Origin of the sequence: Actinophytocola glycyrrhizae (genome assembly GCF_042653545.1) — a bacterium.
GTDB classification, from domain to species: Bacteria; Actinomycetota; Actinomycetes; order Mycobacteriales; family Pseudonocardiaceae; genus Actinophytocola; species Actinophytocola glycyrrhizae.
Genome location: NZ_JBHSIS010000010.1, coordinates 536,932 through 554,599, shown reverse-complemented (window position 1 = coordinate 554,599; position 17,668 = coordinate 536,932). Strand labels below are relative to the sequence as shown.

General features: G+C 70.1%; 11 protein-coding genes. 2 read left to right on the top strand and 9 right to left on the bottom strand.

Annotation, left to right across the window (positions count from 1 at the left end; all coding sequences use genetic code 11):
• Window positions 1-28 precede the first annotated feature (28 nt).
• Window positions 29-979, top strand: a complete 951-nt coding sequence (trxA, locus tag ACFPCV_RS24315) for a thioredoxin (RefSeq protein ID WP_378058603.1) — start codon at window positions 29-31, stop codon at window positions 977-979.
• An 80-nt stretch (window positions 980-1,059) separates the two neighbouring features.
• On the opposite strand, the gene ACFPCV_RS24310 is transcribed toward trxA, so the two are convergent.
• From ACFPCV_RS24310 to ACFPCV_RS24270, 9 genes are all read right to left on the bottom strand, one after another.
• Window positions 1,060-2,547, bottom strand: coding sequence for a neutral zinc metallopeptidase (locus ACFPCV_RS24310; RefSeq protein ID WP_378058601.1), 1,488 nt, complete (start codon window positions 2,545-2,547; stop codon window positions 1,060-1,062).
• Window positions 2,548-2,647: 100 nt separating this feature from the next.
• A complete protein-coding gene (locus tag ACFPCV_RS24305; RefSeq protein WP_378058600.1) occupies window positions 2,648-4,036 on the bottom strand; it encodes a neutral zinc metallopeptidase in 1,389 nt (462 codons plus the stop codon).
• A 19-nt stretch (window positions 4,037-4,055) separates the two neighbouring features.
• Window positions 4,056-5,234: an MFS transporter gene (locus ACFPCV_RS24300; RefSeq protein ID WP_378058599.1), complete on the bottom strand. Its 1,179-nt coding sequence runs from the start codon at window positions 5,232-5,234 to the stop codon at window positions 4,056-4,058.
• A 43-nt stretch (window positions 5,235-5,277) separates the two neighbouring features.
• On the bottom strand, window positions 5,278-7,458 hold the full coding sequence (glgB, locus tag ACFPCV_RS24295) for a 1,4-alpha-glucan branching protein GlgB (protein ID WP_378058598.1): 2,181 nt from the start codon (window positions 7,456-7,458) through the stop codon (window positions 5,278-5,280).
• Window positions 7,459-7,593: 135 nt separating this feature from the next.
• The gene (locus ACFPCV_RS24290) at window positions 7,594-8,025 is read right to left on the bottom strand and encodes a CBS domain-containing protein (RefSeq protein ID WP_378058597.1); all 432 of its coding nucleotides are present in this window, start codon (window positions 8,023-8,025) and stop codon (window positions 7,594-7,596) included.
• A gap of 513 nt (window positions 8,026-8,538) precedes the next feature.
• A complete protein-coding gene (locus tag ACFPCV_RS24285) occupies window positions 8,539-9,888 on the bottom strand; it encodes a maltokinase N-terminal cap-like domain-containing protein (RefSeq protein WP_378058596.1) in 1,350 nt (449 codons plus the stop codon).
• Entirely contained in the window at window positions 9,885-11,717 is a 1,833-nt protein-coding gene (gene treS, locus ACFPCV_RS24280; RefSeq protein ID WP_378058595.1) for a maltose alpha-D-glucosyltransferase, read from the bottom strand. Before treS ends, ACFPCV_RS24285 begins: the two co-directional genes overlap by 4 nt.
• A gap of 290 nt (window positions 11,718-12,007) precedes the next feature.
• Window positions 12,008-12,955 carry a zinc metalloprotease gene (locus ACFPCV_RS24275; protein WP_378058594.1) on the bottom strand — a complete coding sequence of 316 codons (948 nt, stop codon included), beginning with the start codon at window positions 12,953-12,955 and terminating at the stop codon, window positions 12,008-12,010.
• A gap of 111 nt (window positions 12,956-13,066) precedes the next feature.
• Window positions 13,067-15,034, bottom strand: coding sequence for an alpha-1,4-glucan--maltose-1-phosphate maltosyltransferase (locus tag ACFPCV_RS24270; RefSeq protein WP_378058593.1), 1,968 nt, complete (start codon window positions 15,032-15,034; stop codon window positions 13,067-13,069).
• Between the two features lie 123 nt (window positions 15,035-15,157).
• On the opposite strand from ACFPCV_RS24270, the gene glgP reads away from it, so the two are divergent.
• Window positions 15,158-17,662 carry an alpha-glucan family phosphorylase gene (gene glgP / locus ACFPCV_RS24265; protein ID WP_378058592.1) on the top strand — a complete coding sequence of 835 codons (2,505 nt, stop codon included), beginning with the start codon at window positions 15,158-15,160 and terminating at the stop codon, window positions 17,660-17,662.
• Window positions 17,663-17,668: the final 6 nt, after the last annotated feature.

Below are 17,668 nucleotides of genomic sequence, written 5' to 3'. Positions count from 1 at the left end.
AAGGTCAGACCCACGTCAAACCGCAGCTATGTCGGCCGCCCTGTCCGGGGCGGTGGACCTGTCCGCACTGAAGGCACGCGCCGAGGCGGCCAACCGGGCACCCGCCCCGGCCGCACCCGACGGTGCCGCGCCAGCCGCGCCGGCTCCGGCCGGCGGCTCGTTCGTGATCGAGGTCACCGAGGCGACCTTCCAGGCCGAGGTGGTCGAACGGTCGCTGCAGGTGCCGGTGATCGTCGACCTGTGGGCCGAGTGGTGCGGGCCGTGCAAGCAGCTGTCGCCGGTGCTGGAGCGCCTGGCGCAGGCCGCGAACGGCGCGTGGATCCTCGCGAAGGTCGACGTCGACGCCAACCCGAGGATCGCGCAGGTCTTCGGCGTCCAGTCCATCCCGACGGTGGTCGCCATCGCGGGTGGGCAGCCGGTCGAGGCGTTCGCGGGCGCGCAGCCGGAGCCGCAGATCAAGCAGTGGCTCGCCAGCCTGCTGGACGCCCTGCGTGACCAGCTGCCCGGCATCCGCGCGGCGGAGGCCGGTGCCGCCGGTGCCGCCGACGTCGAACCGGAGCCGGAGCCCGAGGACCCGCGGTTCGTGGCCGCGGAGACCGCCTTCGAGAACGGGTCCTTCGAGGAGGCTGCCGCCGCCTACCAGAAGATCCTGGACGAGGAGCCCGCCAACGAGCAGGCCAAGGCCGCGCTGGCCCAGGTCAAGTTCATGGCACGGGCCGAGGCCGCCGATCCTTCCGTCGTGGCGCGGGCGGACTCGTCGCCGGACGACATCGACGCCCAGCTGGCCGCCGCTGATGTGGAGCTGGCCGAGCAGAAGGTGGAGAAGGCGTTCGCGCGGCTGCTCGACGTGATCCGGCGGACGTCCGGCGCTGACCGGGACCGGGCTCGGACACACCTCGTGGAACTGTTCGGGCTGTTCTCGGCTGACGATCCGATGGTTGCCAAGGCCCGGCGGGATCTGGCCAGCGCGTTGTACTGACCCGGGGTGGCTCGAGTGCCTCGAAAGGCGCGTTCAGGGCGTTGAGTGCCCTGAACGCGCCTTTCATGGCGCGCTGACGGTCAGGCGAACTGCTTCGTGCACTCGCCGGAGCCCTCGAAGTAGCCGACGCGGAAGGCCGCCACCCTGGCGAAGCCGGCCTTGACCTGCTTGCCGTTCACGTCCGCGGCGATCAGGCTGTCGTCCTGCAGGAGTTCGGCCACCGCCTCGTCGAGGTCGCCGACGGCCAGGTGGAGTTTGTCGTCCGTGGTGTTCGGGTCGTCGTCGATCGTCGTTTCGGTCCACGCGCCGGTCAGGCAGGCGGTGCGCAGGCCCGCGTTCCTGTCCTCGAGGTTCGCGCCCACCTGCTTCTGGATCGCGAGGGTGTACCTCGACGCGATCTCCGCGAACGCGGCGAAGTCGCCGATGCCCGCGCCCTGCTGGCCGGGCTCGGCGCCCTCGGCCGGGGGCTCGGCGATCTGCTTGAGCTTGTCGAGGTCGATGCCGACGATGTTCTCCTCCGCGCAGTAGGTGGCCGGGGACGTCGACTCGCCTTCGTCGCACTTCGAGCCGTTCTCGGTGATCTCCGGCTGCTCGGCGCCGTTGTCCTCGAACGCCTTGTCGAGGCTGTCCTGCAGCAGGCCGAGGGTCTTGTCGTTGAGGGCGGCCTCGCCGCCGGACTGCTCGTCCTTCTCGCTGCGTTCCTTCTCCGCGATGCGCCCGTTGATCTCCTCGACGGTCATGTCGGCGCACCGGCCCGGATCCTTGGTGGTGAAGCCCTCCTGGAACGCGTACACCCGGTCGAACGCCAGGCCGTGGGCGCCCTCGGTCATGTGGTCGAAGCCCGCGGGGTCACGGATGAAGAACAGCGTCGCGAGGATCTGGTTCAGGCCGCTGCCGGTGTTGAGCTCGAAGTGCTTGGCTTTGCCCTCCGCCACGTACCGCATGAAGTTGCCCATGTAGCAGTCCGCCTGCTGCTCCCGCACGATCGTCGGGGTGGACTGGTTGATGTTGCTCTTCTCCCCGAGGCGGAACTGCACGGCGTGCCCCATCTCGTGGGCCAGCACACCGACCACCGAGATGGGGTCGAAGTTCTCCGCCAGCATCGGCAGCAGCACACCGCGGTCCCACGCGATCATGTCCTCGCCGCCGCCACCGCAGTAGAAGGCGTTCTGGAACTGCTTGGTCGACGCGCCGCACAGCGTCAGCACCTCGCCCTCGGAGTCGTACGACACGAGGCGCTCGATGCGGTTGAACTTCTGGTCCTCGAAGTTCGCGGGCATCTCGGTTTCCCAGTAGTCGTACAGGTCCGCGACGGCGTTGGCCGCGAGCCGGTCCATCTCGCCGCCGTCGGTGTTCTCCACCTCCAGCTTGGCGTCCTCCACCCCGTCCCGAGGGCCGGTCGGGCCGTCGGTCACCTCGAGGCCCCCGGCGTCGGTTGGGTCAATACCGTCCGCGACGGGGGTGCCCGCGACCGTCTGGCCGCATCCCCCGATCTGCGTCACCATCACGGCGACCGCGGAGACGGCGAGCCCGACCCGCACCCACGACCGCGCACCCTGCACTCGCACAGCTGTTTCCCCGTTCACTAACCGTCCTGGCTGACCGGAACACTACTGGTCCGATCGGGTGCAGGTACGAGGAACCGGCCACAGACAAAACGGGCATGCTTCACAGTTTGCAGGCGCTCACGCCCTGCAACGCACCGGTGCGGAACAGGGACACCCGGTCGAAGCCCGTCGGCACCGCGTCGCCCGCGCTGTCCCGGCCGGGGTAGTCGTAGCGCAGCAGCACCTGGATCGCCTCGTCCAGGTCACCCGGCGACAGCGCGAAGCCGTCCTTCGGGGTGATTAGGGTGCCGGTGTACGCGCCGGTCAGGCACAGCAGTGCCCGCTGAGCCTCCTCGCCGTCGAGCGGTTTCCCGAGCGAGTCGAGCGCGGCCATGCTGAACCGCGACGCCAGGATCGTGCCGGTCGCGAAGTCGCCGATCTCGGTGTGCAGCTCGGGCAGCTCGTCGCCGGTCGCCACGTCGATCTCGCGGCCCTCCGGGCAGAACGCGATCGGGCCCTGGTCTTCCCGCGTGCATTCCGGCGCCTCGTCCGACGTCTTCACCGACGGCGACGTCCACTCCTTGCCCAGCCCGGTCACCGTGGTCCGGTAGAACGACTCCAGCTCCGGCGTGATGGTCGTCAGCAGCGACTCGAACGGCAGGTTGCCGCCGCGCTCCTGGTCCTCGTAGGACAGGAACCCGCGCTGGGTGAACGTGCGGTTGTCGATGCTCATGTCCTTGCACAGGTCGACGCCCTTGTCGTAGCCGTCCTGGAAGGCGGACACCCGGTCGAACGCGTCGCCGTGCGCGTCCTGGTCGGACTGCTCGGTGCCGACCGGGTCGCGGAACATCACCAGTGCCTCCATGGCCGTGTCCAGGCGGTCCTTGGAGATCTTCAGGTGCTCGGCCTCGCCGTCGGCGACCCAGCGCACGAACGCGCCCGCGTAGCAGTCGGCCTGCGCCTCGATGAGGATCGTCGGGTACTTCTCCGGGTTGCTGCGCTGCTCGGCGAGGCTCAGCCCGGTCCGCCGCTGCACGGCGTGGCCCATCTCGTGCGCCAGCACGAACATGACCGCGGCCTCGCCGAACCTCTCCTTCAGCACGGGCAGCAGCGCGGCCCGGTCCCACGCGATGACGTCCTCGGTCGGGCAGTAGAAGGCGTTGCCCTCGACGTCGGAGGCCCGCCGCGTGCACGGGGGCGCCTTCGCGTCGTCGTCGGCGGTGTCGACCGAGTAGTAGCCGCCCTCGAGGTCCTCCCACCGCTCGTCGAACGCGCTGGGGAACGTGTCCTCCCAGTACTGCTTGACGTCGGTGATCACGGTCGCGGCCAGCCGGTCGATCGAGCCGCCGTCGGTGTTCTTCACGAACGACGGGTCGACGCCGCCCTGGCCGTCGGGGTCGGTCGTCACGACCGTGTCCCCGTTGGTCGGTATGCCCGCGACCGTGGTGGTGCACGCCGTCACCACGAGCAGTGCCGGCACGATCAGGGCGAGAACGGGTCGCAGTCGCACGAGTCCAGTGTGCCGCGCGTCAGGTGTCCCTGTCGTGAGGACGGCGCATTCCGGTCAAAGCGATCAGCGCCACCAGCAGTTGCGCGCAGGCGGCGGTGTACAGCGCACCGGTGGGCGCACCGTCGTCGACCAGCAGCCCGGCGACGGTCGTGCCGACGCCGAACCCGGCCCACATCACGCTGAACACCCACGCGAACGCCTCGATCCGCTGCCCGTCCGGCGTCGCGTCGCCGACCAGGATCTGCTGCAGTGTCTCCACGGGCCCGGTGACCAGGCCGTACACCACGTACGCGACGACGACGAGCGCGAGCAGCACCGCACCGGCGAGCCCGGCGCCGACGAGGACGACCGCGCCGCCGGTGTGCAGCACCACCAGCTGCGTCCTCGGCCGTCCCGGCCAGGTGCGGGCGCCGTAGGCGATGCCGCTGACCACCGCGCCGAGCGCCAGCGCGCTGGTGAACACGCCTGCGGTGCCCTGCCCTGACGCGGCGGCGACGGCAGCGACCTCGAGACACCCGAACGCGAACGTGTCGAGCACGATCATGCCGAGCAGCAGCCGCACCCGCCCGCTCGCGAGCGGCCCGAAGAACCCGCGGGAGTGCGGGTGGTCGCCGCGCCTGTGACGCAACGCGGGGGAGAGCGCCACGAGCAGGTCACCGAGGAGCTTGACCCCGCCGGTCGCCCCGACCACGGCCGGCGCGGGCGCCAGGAGCAGCAGTCCGCCCGCGATCATCGGCCCGGCGAGGAACGTGGTCGTGTTGAGCGCGGCGTCGAACGCGTAGGCCGTCGGCAGCCGCTTCTCGGGGACGATCGTCGGCCACAGCCCGCGCACGACCGGTCCGGCGGGCGGCACGGAGATCCCGAGCGCGGACGTGGCCAGGCACAACACGACGACCGGCGCGCCGGTCAGCAGTCCGGCCATGAGCCCGGCCCACGCGACGGTGTGCCCGGCGAGCAACACGAGCAGCACGCGGCGGGGTTCGTGCCGGTCGGCGAGGCGCCCGCGCACCGGCCCGGCAACGGAGTTGGCCACCGCGAACACCATGAGGACCACGCCGGCCGCGGCGTAGCCGTGGCGCTGCGTCGTGGTGACCAGCAGCGCCAGGTTCAGCATGGCGGTGGCGACCCGCGACAGCAGCACGGACGCCGTCAGCCCGCCGACCCCCGAAATCGAGAGAAGCTCGCGATAACGGCGCACACGTCAGGCTACTGACCGCGAGAATCGCCGCGGTGAGCCGCCCTCAGGCCTCGGGGGCGAGCCAGAGCACGCCCTGCGGCGGCAGTTGCAGCAGCGCCGAAGCTGGCTGCCCGTGCCACGGCCGCTCCTCCGCGTCCACGACGCCCATGTTGCCCCAGCCGGAACCGCCGTAGCCCTCGGCGTCGGTGTTCATCACCTCACGCCAGTGGCCGGCCCACGGCAGGCCGACGCGGTAGTTCCGGTGCGGGTGGCCCGCGAAGTTCGCGACGCACGCCAGCACCGACCGCGGCGAGCCGGGGTCGAACCGCAGGAAGCTCACCACGTTGTTGGCGGAGTCGTTGGCGTCGATCCAGTGGAAGCCCTCCGGGCGGTGGTCCGCCGCGAACAGGGCCGGGTGCTGCTTGTACGTGTGGTTCAGGTCCGCGACCAGCTTCCGCAGGCCCTCGTGCAGCGGCTCGTTCAGCAGGTGCCAGTCCAGCGACCTGCTCTCCGACCACTCACCCGGCTGGCCGAACTCGCCGCCCATGAACAGCAACTGCTTGCCGGGGTGCGCCCACATGAACGCGAGCAGCGAACGCAGGCCGGCCGCCTTGTTCCAGTCGTCGCCTGGCATGCGGGTCCACAGCGAACCCTTGCCGTGCACCACCTCGTCGTGCGACAGCGGCAGCACGAAGTTCTCGGTCCACGCGTACATCAGCGAGAACGTCAGCTCGTTGTGGTGGTAGGCGCGGTGCACGGGGTCGTGGCCGGCGTAGCTGAGCGTGTCGTGCATCCAGCCCATGTTCCACTTGAACCCGAAACCGAGGCCGCCCAGATGCGTGGGCCGCGTGACGCCCGGCCACGCCGTCGACTCCTCGGCGATCATCAACGCGCCCGGGTGGTGCTTGTACACCGTCGCGTTCAGCTCCTGAAGGAACCGCACCGCGTCGAGGTTCTCGCGGCCGCCGTGGATGTTCGGCAGCCACTCGCCCTCCTTGCGCGAGTAGTCGAGGTACAGCATCGAGGCGACCGCGTCCACGCGCAGGCCGTCGATGTGGAACTCCTCGATCCAGTACAGCGCGTTGGCGACGAGGAAGTTGCGCACCTCGGTGCGGCCGAAGTCGAACACGAACGTGCCCCAGTCCGGCTGTTCGCCGCGGCGCGGGTCGGCGTGCTCGTACAGGGGGGTGCCGTCGAAGCGGGCCAGCGCCCACGCGTCGCGGGGGAAGTGCGCGGGCACCCAGTCCACGAGCACGCCGATGCCACGGCTGTGGAGCGCGTCGACCAGGTGCCGGAACTCGTCGGGCGACCCGAAGCGCGCGGTCGGCGCGTAGTACGACGTGACCTGGTAGCCCCACGAGCCGCCGAACGGGTGCTCGGCCACCGGCAGCAGCTCGACGTGGGTGAAACCGTTGTCCGCCACGTAGTCGGCGAGTTCCGTCGCCAGCTCCCGGTAGCCGAGGCCGGGCCGCCACGAACCGAGGTGCACCTCGTAGACGCTCATCGGCGCCGACACCCAGTCGGTCGCGTCGCGGCGCGCGAGCCACTCGTCGTCGGACCACAGGTGCGCCGACAGCGTCACCCTGGACGCGGTCGCGGGCGGCACCTCCGTCGAGAACGCCATCGGGTCGGCCTTCTCGTGCCAGTTGCCGTCCTGGCCGAGGATGCGGAACTTGTAGCAGGTGCCGGGCGGAAGACCGGGGACGAACAGCTCCCACACCCCGGACGAGCCGAGCGAGCGCATCGGGTTCGCGCGGCCGTCCCAGCCGTCGAAGTCACCGCACACGCGCACACCGCGCGCGTTCGGCGCCCACACCGCGAACGACGTGCCCTCGACGACACCCTCCGGCGTCTCGTAGGAGCGGACGTGCGCGCCGAGGACCTGCCACAGCTTCTCGTGCCTGCCCTCACCGAACAGGTGCAGGTCCAGCTCGCCGAGCGTGGGCAGCCAGCGGTAGGGGTCGTCGATGACGACCGGTTCGCCGCCGTAGTCGATCTCGAGCCGGTACGCGCCGGGATTGTCGGCGAGGACACCGGCGAACACCCCGTCCGCCACTTCGTCCAGCGGCGTGCGTTCCGCACCGGCCAGCACCGCGACGGACTTGGCGCCGGGGCGGTACGCACGGGCGACCGTGGTGCCCGCGTGGTCGGAATGCAGACCCAGCACCGAGTGCGGGTCGTGGTGTGCGCCGGTGAGCAGCCGGCGCAGGTCGTCGGCGGGAGGTGTGCCCGGGTTCGCGTTCATCGTCACTCATTCTGCCGCTGCCCCGGCCCGCCTGCTCAACAGGTCACGCCGTACCGGCCGGGTGGTACACCGAATCGTGCGGTGCAAGGCACCGGGCGGGGTGGCGCCCGGCAGCACGCCGCCGGTGACGTCCGGTCAGCCCTGCGCGATGTAGGACTCCAGTTGCTCCCGGTCCGACTCGAGCTGCTGGATGCGGCTCTTCACCACGTCACCGATGCTGACGATGCCCACCAGGCGACCGTCGTCGATGACGGGCATGTGGCGGATGCGGCGCGCGGTCATGACCGCGGCGAGGCTGTCCACGCCCTCGTTCGGGCCGCACGTGACCACCCGGGTGGTCATGATCTCCTCGACCGGCGCGGTGAGCAGGTCCGCGCCCCGCTCGTGCAGCCCGCGGACCACGTCCCGTTCCGACACGATCCCGATGACGTTCCCGGTCTCGTCCGCGACGACCATCGCACCGATGTTGTGCCGGGCGAGATCCTCGAGCAGACCGGAGACCGACAGCCTTGGCGGCACCGTGGCCACCTCGGATCCCTTGCTGCGCAACACGTCCGCGACCCGCATGTGGACACCCCGCATTCCGGCGTCTTGGCCGTCGCCGTTGACGGTTCTTTGACCCAGGCTAACCAGGGTGTGCCTGGCTCCGCTAGACGACCGATTTCGTGAAGTTCCTGTGACGTGAGTCCGGAGCGTAGCGTTTGCGGGGCATTCGCAGGGTGGTCCGGTGCTGGCTCTGGTGGTTTGTCCTCGCCGGACGGGCAGGTCTCGGGGATGGCAGGGAGTCCCTTGGTGGTGGGCTTGCGCCACCGTTGGGTTGCGTAGGTGTGGGCCCCGCTTCGCGGGGCCGGGCGCGGAGCGCACTGGCTTTGGTGCCGTGAAAGGCGCGTTGACGGCGTGGCCCTGAAAGGCGCGTTCAGGGCGCTGAGCGCCCTGAACGGCCCATTGACGGCAGTGGTTGGCCGGTGAATGGGCCGTTCACGGTGCGGGGGCGGGTGCCCGGGCTCGGTGCCCGGACGGCGCTTCCTTCTTGGCACGATCTCGGTTGTGCCCTCGAAGCGCCGTTCGGGCACTGGCGGGTCAGGAGCGGCGTTGGATCGCGGCCAGGGGGATCGCCGCCCAGTCGGGGCGGTTGTGGTGTTCGTAGCGGACTTCGTAGACCGCCTTGTCCAGTTCCAGTGCGCGTAGCAGTACCGCGTGGTCCTGTGGGTTCTCGCCAACCTCGGCGTAGCCCGCGCAGAACGCGGCCCGGTTGCGGTCGGACCACTCCGTCGCCCTGGTCAGGCGTTGGCGGTCGTCCTGGGGGTCCTCGTTGCCCGGCAGCAGGTGGAAGGCCGCGTAGTCGAACGAGCGCAGCATTCCGGCCACGTCGCGCAGCGGGGATCTCGGGACCGCTCGCTGTTCCGGGGTCGCGCCTGGTTCGCCTTCGAAGTCGATCAGGATCCAGCCGGTGGTGGTGCGGAGGACCTGGCCGAGGTGCAGGTCGCCGTGGATCTGGTGGATGGGGACCGGGGTGGTCAGGTCCAGTACCGCGTCGAAGGCCGACCTCAGCACGGCCTCTTCTGGCGCCAGTGCCGGTACCTCGGAGAGCACGACATCCAGCCTCGCGTGCATGGCGGCCACCTCCTCGGCCAGGTCGGCCTCGGTCACCATGCGTACGCCCGTCGCCTCCGCCAGCGCCTTGTGGACCTCCGCCACCGCGGTGCCCAGCCTGCCCGCCTCACCGGCGAAGTCGCCGCCCACCTCGTCCGCGTGCAGGTCGCCTTCCGCGAGCAGGTCGCGCACACTCGCCGTCGCGGTGGCCCAGCCTTCCACCGCGTCGGGCAGGAACCGTTGCATGAAGCCGAGGACGACCGGCTCCCGCGGCCGGGTGTCGGTCAGTACCCCGAGGGGCGCCGCGATGTGCGGGCTGCCCGCCAGTGCCCGGTGCAGGTCCACGTCGCGGTTCGTGCCGGGCTCCGGCTGCCGGTACAGCTTCAGGATCGCGCTGCCGTAGATCAGGGACGTGTTGCTCTGCTCGACGCCGACCGGTCGCGGGCGGGCGCCAGGGGCCACCGACGCGTCCGCGTCGAACCGGAGGCCTTCGATCGTCCCCTGTGCCAGTAGCCGGTCCAGCAGGATGCCCATCAGCTCGTGGTCCTGCGGGGCGTCGTACACCGCGCGGCCGTCCAGCTCGCCGATGACCGCGTGGGCGAGGGCGTCCGGCACGTGGTCGCGCACGCCGAACAGCAACTGGTACGGGGCGCCGCCGTCCACCGACACCATCGCGTGCACCAGCGCCGGGTCGCCGTCGACCAGTACCGACGAGCGCAGCGTGCGCGCCGCCGTCGCCGTGTGGCCCTTCGTGCGGAAGAAACGCTGGCCGACGAGCCACCGTAACAACTCCCCGCCGAGGTCCTCTGCCAGTTCGGTGGGTCGGAGCACCGTCACGGGGTCTCGCCTTCGTCGGGGTCCGAGGTGAGCTGGAACCAGTAGAACCCGTGCCCCGGCAGCGTCAACAGGTAGGGCAGCTCACCGATCGCGGGGAACCGCACGCCGCCGGTCAGTTCCACCGGTACCCGCCCCGCGTGCTCGGACAGGTCCAGTTCCACCGGCTGTGGGAAGCGGGAGAGGTTGTTCACGCAGATGACCAGGTCCTCGGGCTGCGTGCCGGACGCGGGCAGGTGCCGCAGGTAGGCGAGCACGCTCGGGTTCGACGAGCCGAGCTCGTTGAAGTCGCCGAGGCCGAACGCCGGGTGTTCGCGGCGCACCTGCAGCATCCGCCTCGTCCAGTGCAGCAGCGACGACGTGTTGTTGAGCTGCGCCTCCACGTTGACCGCCTGGAAGCCGTAGACCGGGTCCGCGATCACCGGCAGGTACATCCGGCCGGGGTCGGCACGCGAGAAGCCCGCGTTGCGGTCCGGTGACCACTGCATCGGGGTGCGGACCGCGTCCCGGTCGCCGAGCCAGATGTTGTCGCCCATGCCGATCTCGTCGCCGTAGTACAGCACCGGTGAGCCCGGCAGCGACAGCAGCATGGCCGTGAACAGCTCCATCTGGTTGTCGTCGTTGTCGAGCAGGGGCGCAAGCCGTCGCCGGATGCCGATGTTGGCCTTCATCCGGGGGTCCTTGGCGTACTCGGAGTACATGTAGTCGCGTTCCTCGTCCGTGACCATCTCGAGCGTCAGCTCGTCGTGGTTGCGGAGGAAGATCCCCCACTGCGCGCCGGCCGGGATCGGCGGCGTCTGCGCCAGGATCTCCGAGATCGGGAACCGGGACTCGCGGCGCACGGCCATGAAGATGCGCGGCATCAGCGGGAAGTGGAACGCCATGTGGCACTCGTCGCCGCCGGTGGCGGGGTCGCCGAAGTACTCGACCACGTCCGCGGGCCACTGGTTGGCCTCGGCGAGCAGCACCCGGCCGGGGAACTCGTCGTCGACGACCTTGCGGCAGCGCTTCAGGAACTCGTGCGTGCGCGGCAGGTTCTCGCAGTTGGTGCCCTCCTCCTCGAAGAGGTAGGGGACCGCGTCCAGGCGGAAACCGTCGATGCCCAGGTCGAGCCAGAACCGCAGGACGTCGATCATCGCGTCCTGGACCTCGGGGTTCTCGTAGTTGAGGTCCGGCTGGTGGGTGAAGAACCGGTGCCAGTAGAACTGGCCGCGCACCGGGTCGTAGGTCCAGTTCGAGGTCTCCGTGTCGACGAAGATGATCCTCGCGTCCGGGTACGCCTCGTCGGTGTCGGACCAGACGTAGTAGTCGCCGTACGGGCCGTCCGGGTGCTGCCGCGACTCCTGGAACCACGGGTGCTGGTCGGAGGTGTGGTTGAGCACCAGGTCGGTGATCACCCGCAGCCCCCGGCGGTGCGCCTGGTCGAGCAGGTACACGAAGTCCTCGACGGTGCCGAACTCCGGCAGCACGGCGCGGAAGTCGGAGATGTCGTAGCCGCCGTCGCGCAGCGGCGAGGCGTAGAACGGCGGCAGCCAGAGGCAGTCGACGCCGAGCCACTGCAGGTAGTCCAGCTTGTCGGCGAGACCGCGGAGGTCGCCGGTGCCGTCGTTGGTGAAGTCGTTGAACGCGCGGACCAGCACCTCGTAGAAGACCGCGGTCTTGTACCAGTCCCGCTGTGTCGGCGCGGATCTCGCGTGCCGGAAGTCGTCGGCGTTCGGCTCGACGAGATGACCGTCGGCGGTGACGGCCTCCCCGGTGTGTGGCACTCCTTCGAGCCCCAGGCCGGCGTCCGGACGAGTGGTGTCCGGCGCAGCGTCCGGCGTATCGGTCATCCCCGCACCTTTACTTGGTCAGCATGTACCCCAACAGCCTTTGTAGGGGTTGCGGATCATGGTGCCAGGTCGCCCACTTCCCCTCTCTCCATGGTCACCGCTGTGACCGCATCCTGCATGACGCGGGCGCTGCGGTGCCGCCTCCCCGGGATTCAAAGTGCCGGTCGCGTTCCGATGGACGGTCACGCGGCCGCGTTGGTCGTGGCCGGCCGCCGTCACGTTCCCCTGAGGTATCTGCTGATCAGGCTCAGGCTCTCGCACGAGGATCCCGGGGAGGTGGCCTTACTCACTCAGGCTCGGTAGGCGGCCCACTGGTTCTTCATGCGGGTCTTCTGCCCCGGGGTGAACTGGTTGTAGCAACTGTCGTAGGAGTAGTCCATGTAGTTGTGGATCGGGTCGACGCCCGCCGCGGGGCAGGTGTTCTTGCCCGCCGGGCAGCCCGAGGTCGACGTGCGCTGCGCCGGGGTGTCGGAGACCTGGTCGTTGGTGGAGCTGCAGCCGCCCTGGAACGTGTGGTACAGGCCCAGCCAGTGGCCGGTCTCGTGCGACGCGGTCTTGCCGAGGTTGTAGTTCGCGATGTTGCCGCCCGGCAGCGAGCCGTACTGAATCACGACGCCGTCCAGCTCCGGGTCCGCGGCGTACCACGACGGGAAGGTCGCGTAGCCGAGGTAGCTGGTGTTGGTCGACCAGATGTTCAGCACGCCCGCGTCGCCCTCGCGGGTGGCGCTCTTCATCGCGGCCTCGACCGACGGGGAGTCGACGTTGTTGAACCAGTTGGTGTTCGTCCACCGGCGGACCGCCTGGAGGGTGAACCGGAACTCCGTGTTCGCGGCAGCCGACGACTCGCCGCCCGCGAAGTTCTGGTTCATCTCGGTGATCTGCTGGTTGATCTGCGTGGTGGTGACGTTGCCCGCGCCACCGGAGGCGGTGACGACGTGGAACACGACGGGGACCGTCGTGATGGCCTGGACCTCGATGCCCCGCCCGCTCGCCAGGCGGGCGTTCATCTCCTTCTCGGCCGCGACGACCTCTTTCTGGGACAGCTCGTTGCGCTCGTGCTCGTGTGCGTGCTCACCAGGGCGGACACGCGCGGCCGAGCCCTCATCGGTCGCGCATTCGACGCCGCTGACGTCGGAGTGGGCCGGTGCCGCGACCACGGCCGCCGCGGGCAGCACGGCGAACGCGGACGCGGACATGGCGAACGCCGCCAGCAGGACGGCGGTTCTTCTCGGGGACATACACGTACTCCTCAGCAGGGGGCGTGACCCATGCGTGTCACGCCATGCTTCGGACCGTACGTCCTACCGCGGGTTCGCTGAACCCGTTGCCATTTACCGGTTTCCTGGGTCTCAGTACGTTACGGACAGGATGTGTGAGACCGCGTGAACCGGGTCGAGCCGGACATAGTTCGCCTGGTGCCACTCGTAGCTCGAACCCGTCACCTCGTCGTGGACGACGAGGGTGTCCGTCCAGTCGCGGCCGATGGCGGGCAGGTCCAGGTAGACCATGCCCTCCTGCACGTGCTCGGGGTCCAGGTTCACCACCACGATCACCGTGTCGCCCGTTTCCGGGTCGCGCTTGGAGTACGCGAGCAGGGCGTCGTTCTGCGTGTGGTGGAAGTGCAGCGTCCGCAGCTGCTGCAGCGCCGGGTGGGCGGCGCGGATCGCGTTCAGCCTGGTCAGCCACGGCTCCAGCGACCGGCCCTCGGCGAGTGCCTGCTCGAAGTCCCGCGGCCGCAGCTCGTACTTCTCCGAGTTCAGGTACTCCTCGGAGCCCTCGCGCACGGCCTCGTGCTCGAACAGCTCGTAGCCCGAGTACACACCCCAGCTCGGCGAGAACGTCGCCGCCAGCACCGCACGGATGGCGAACATCGCGGGCCCGCCGTACTGCAGCGACGCGTGCAGGATGTCCGGGGTGTTCACGAACAGGTTCGGCCGCGCCTCGTCCGCCCGCGACGCGATCTCCTGGCCGAACTCGACCAGCTCGGACTGATGCGTGCGCCACGTGAAGTAGGTGTAGGACTGGGTGAACCCGAGCCGCGCGAGACCGTAGAGCCGTGCGCGCCGCGTGAACGCCTCGGACAGGAACAGCACGTCCGGTTCGAGCGACTTCACCTGGTGGATCAGCCAGTGCCAGAAGTTCGGCGGCTTGGTGTGCGGGTTGTCGACCCGGAAGATCCGCACCCCGTGGTTGACCCAGTGCATGACCACGCGGAGCACCTCCGCGTAGATGCCCTCCGGGTCGTTGTCGAAGTTCAGCGGGTAGATGTCCTGGTACTTCTTCGGCGGGTTCTCCGCGTAGGCGATCGACCCGTCGGGCCGCGTGGTGAACCACTCCGGGTGCGAGGTCACCCACGGGTGGTCCGGGGCGCACTGCAGAGCGAGGTCCAGCGCGACCTCCATGCCGAGCTCGTGGCACCTGGCCACGAACCGGTCGAAGTCCTCGAACGTGCCGAGCTCGGGGTGGATCGCGTCGTGCCCGCCTGCCGCGGAGCCGATGGCCCACGTCGAGCCGACGTCCTCCGGCACGGAGACGACGCTGTTGTTGGGACCCTTGCGGTTGACCGCCCCGATCGGGTGAATCGGCGGCAGGTACACCACGTCGAAGCCCATGCGGGCCACGCGGTCCAGCTGCTTGATCGCCGTGTCGAACGTGCCGTGCACCGGCTTGCCCGACTCGTCGAGCCCGCCGGTGGACCGCGGGAAGAGCTCGTACCAGGACCCGTACAGCGCCTTGGGCCGGTCGACCCACATCTGGTACTTGCGGCCGCGGGTCACGAGGTCGCGCAACGGGTGCTCGTGCATGTACCGCTGGATGGGCTCGTCGAGCGCCTCCGCGATCCGGCCGGGCAGCGGGCGGTTCGTGTCGCGCAGCGCGGTCGCGGCGGACACGAGCATCGCGCGCTCGCCGTTGTGCGGGAAGCGGCGCGCGGCGCGGTCGAGCAGCAGCGCGCCCGCCGCCAGGTCGTTGGCCAGCTCCTCGGCGGTCTGCGCGGCGCCGACCTTCACCTCGACGGCGTGGCGCCACGTCGCCCACGGGTCGCTCCACGCGTCGACGCGGTAGGTCCACATGCCGGTGGCGTCGGGGCGGATGTGCGCGATCCACGTGTCGTCGTTGGGGTCGTCGACCGCCATGCGGGTGAGGCGCTCACCCTTGTCGTGTGGCCCTCGCCACACCACGGTCGCGCCGACCGCGTCGTGGCCTTCCCGCCAGACCGTGGCGTGCACGGGGATGTGCTCGCCGACCACGGCCTTGGACGGGTAGCGGCCACAGCTGATAACCGGGGAAACGTCGTCGATGCCAAGGCGGCCACTCACCGGGCAAGCCCCTCCCGCAGAGTCCTTCGGTTGATATTGAGAAGTGTGCCCGGTCCCGCTCGCGGCCACACCCCCGCCCCGCACCTGATTTTGTGTCGGGGCTGCCCGCTAGGGTCGGTCGGCGTGAAAGCTGTACGCCGCTTTACCGTGCGCGCCGGTCTGCCCGAGTCGCTCGCCGAGCTGGAAACGCTCGCGACCAACCTCCGGTGGACGTGGCACCCGCACACGCAGGACCTGTTCGCCGCCATCGACAAGGGCATCTGGGACCGCCTCGGCGACCCGTTGCGCCTGCTCGCCGAGGTGCCCGCGAGCAGGCTGGACCAGTTGGCGGACGACGAGTCGTTCCTTGGCCACCTCGCGCAGGCGTCCGACGACCTGCGCCGCTACCTGTCCGAGCCGAGGTGGTACCAGCAGCGCCGTTCGGAGCTGTCCGGGCAGGGCCGGATGGCGGAGTCGATCGCGTACTTCTCCATGGAGTTCGGGGTCACCGAGGCGCTGCCGAACTACTCCGGCGGTCTCGGAGTGCTCGCGGGCGACCACCTGAAGGCGGCATCCGACCTCGGTGTTCCCCTGATCGGTGTCGGCCTGCTGTACCGGTCCGGATATTTCCGGCAGTCGCTGTCACTCGATGGGTGGCAAATCGAGCACTATCCGGTACTCGATCCGAACGGGCTGCCGCTGTCGCCGCTCGTGGAGCCCTCCGGCGCGCCGATCCTGGTGCACGTCGCGATGCCGGGCGGCCGCGTCCTGCGGGCCCGGATCTGGAAGGCGCAGGCCGGCAGGGTGCCGTTGCTGCTGCTCGACTCCGACGTGGACGGCAACGACGACGACCTGCGTGGTGTCACCGACCGGCTGTACGGCGGCGACCAGAACCACCGCATCCGCCAGGAGATCCTGGCCGGGGTCGGCGGTGTGCGTGCCGTGCGCACGTACTGCGAGCTGACCGGGCACCCGCAGCCCGAGGTGTTCCACATGAACGAGGGCCACGCGGGCTTCCTCGGGCTCGAGCGGCTGCGTGAGCTGATGTCGGCCCACCAGCTCTCGTTCGACGAGGCGCTCTCCGCGGTCCGCGCAGGCACGGTCTTCACCACGCACACCCCGGTCCCGGCCGGCATCGACCGGTTCCCGGTCGACCTCGTGCAGCACTACTTCGGCGACGGCGCGCTCCTGCCCGACGTCGACCTCCGCCGCGTCCTCGCGCTCGGCGCGGAGGACAACCCCGGCATGTTCAACATGGCGCACATGGGCCTGCGGCTCGGGCAGCGCGCCAACGGCGTGTCCAAGCTGCACGGCCACGTCAGCCGCGAGATGTTCGGCGGGCTGTGGCCGGGCTTCGACACCGAGGAGGTGCCGATCACGTCGGTCACCAACGGCGTGCACGGGCCGACGTGGACCGCGCGGGAGATGGCCTCGGTCGGCATGGACCTCGACGACCACGGCCTGTGGGAGCTGCGTTGCCAGCTGCGCAAGCGGCTCGTGACCGAGGTGCGGCGCCGGGTGCGGGAGGCGTGGCTGCAGCGCGGCGCGTCGCCCCTGGAGCTGGCGTGGACCGACACGGTGTTCGACCCGGACGTGCTGACCGTCGGGTTCGCGCGCCGCGTGCCGACCTACAAGCGGCTCACGCTGATGCTGCGTGACCACGACCGGCTGCGTGCGCTGCTGCTCGACCCGGACCGCCCCGCGCAGCTGGTGGTGGCCGGCAAGTCGCACCCGGCGGACGACGGCGGCAAGGCGCTGATCCAGCAGATCGTCCGGTTCGCCGACGAGCACGACGTGCGGCACCGGATCGTGTTCCTCCCCGACTACGACATGTCGATGGCCCGGTACCTGTACTGGGGCTGCGACGTGTGGCTGAACAACCCGACCAGGCCGCTGGAGGCCTGTGGGACCTCCGGCATGAAGTCCGCGCTGAACGGCGGGCTCAACCTGTCCATCCGCGACGGCTGGTGGGACGAGTTCTACGACGGTTCCAACGGCTGGGCGATCCCGACCGCCGACGGCGTGTCCGACCCGCTGCGCCGCGACGACCTGGAGGCGGCGGCGCTCTACGAGCTGCTCGGTTCGCAGGTGGCGCCGCTGTTCTACGACCGGACCGACGGCGTGCCAAGGCAGTGGCTCGCGATGGTGCGGCACACGCTGTCCTCGCTCGGCCCGCAGGTCCAGGCGTCGCGGATGGTCGAGGAGTACGTCGAGCGGCAGTACACCCCGGCGGCGACCGCGGTGGAGCTGGCCGACGCGGAGGGCTTCCGCGCCGCGCGGGAGCTGGCGGCCTACCGGGTGCGGCTGTCGGGTTCGTGGCCGCACGTGCGGGTGACCAACTGCGAGCTGTCGCTGAACGGCTCGGACACCCCGGTGCTCGGCGAGCGGGTGTCCGTGCGCGCCTCGGTCGAGCTGGCCGGGCTGACACCTGCCGACGTGCAGGTGCAGGCGGTGATCGGCCGCGTGTCCGACAACGACGAGCTGTTCGACGTGGTGACGGTCCCGATGAACCCGGACGGCGACGGCCGGTACGCGGCGGAGGTGTCGCTGCCGCACGCCGGGTCACTGGGCGTCACGGCTCGCGTGCTGCCCAACCACGAGCTGCTGGCGAGCCCGGTGGAGCTGGGCCGGGTCGTGTTCGCGGGTTAGCGGCGG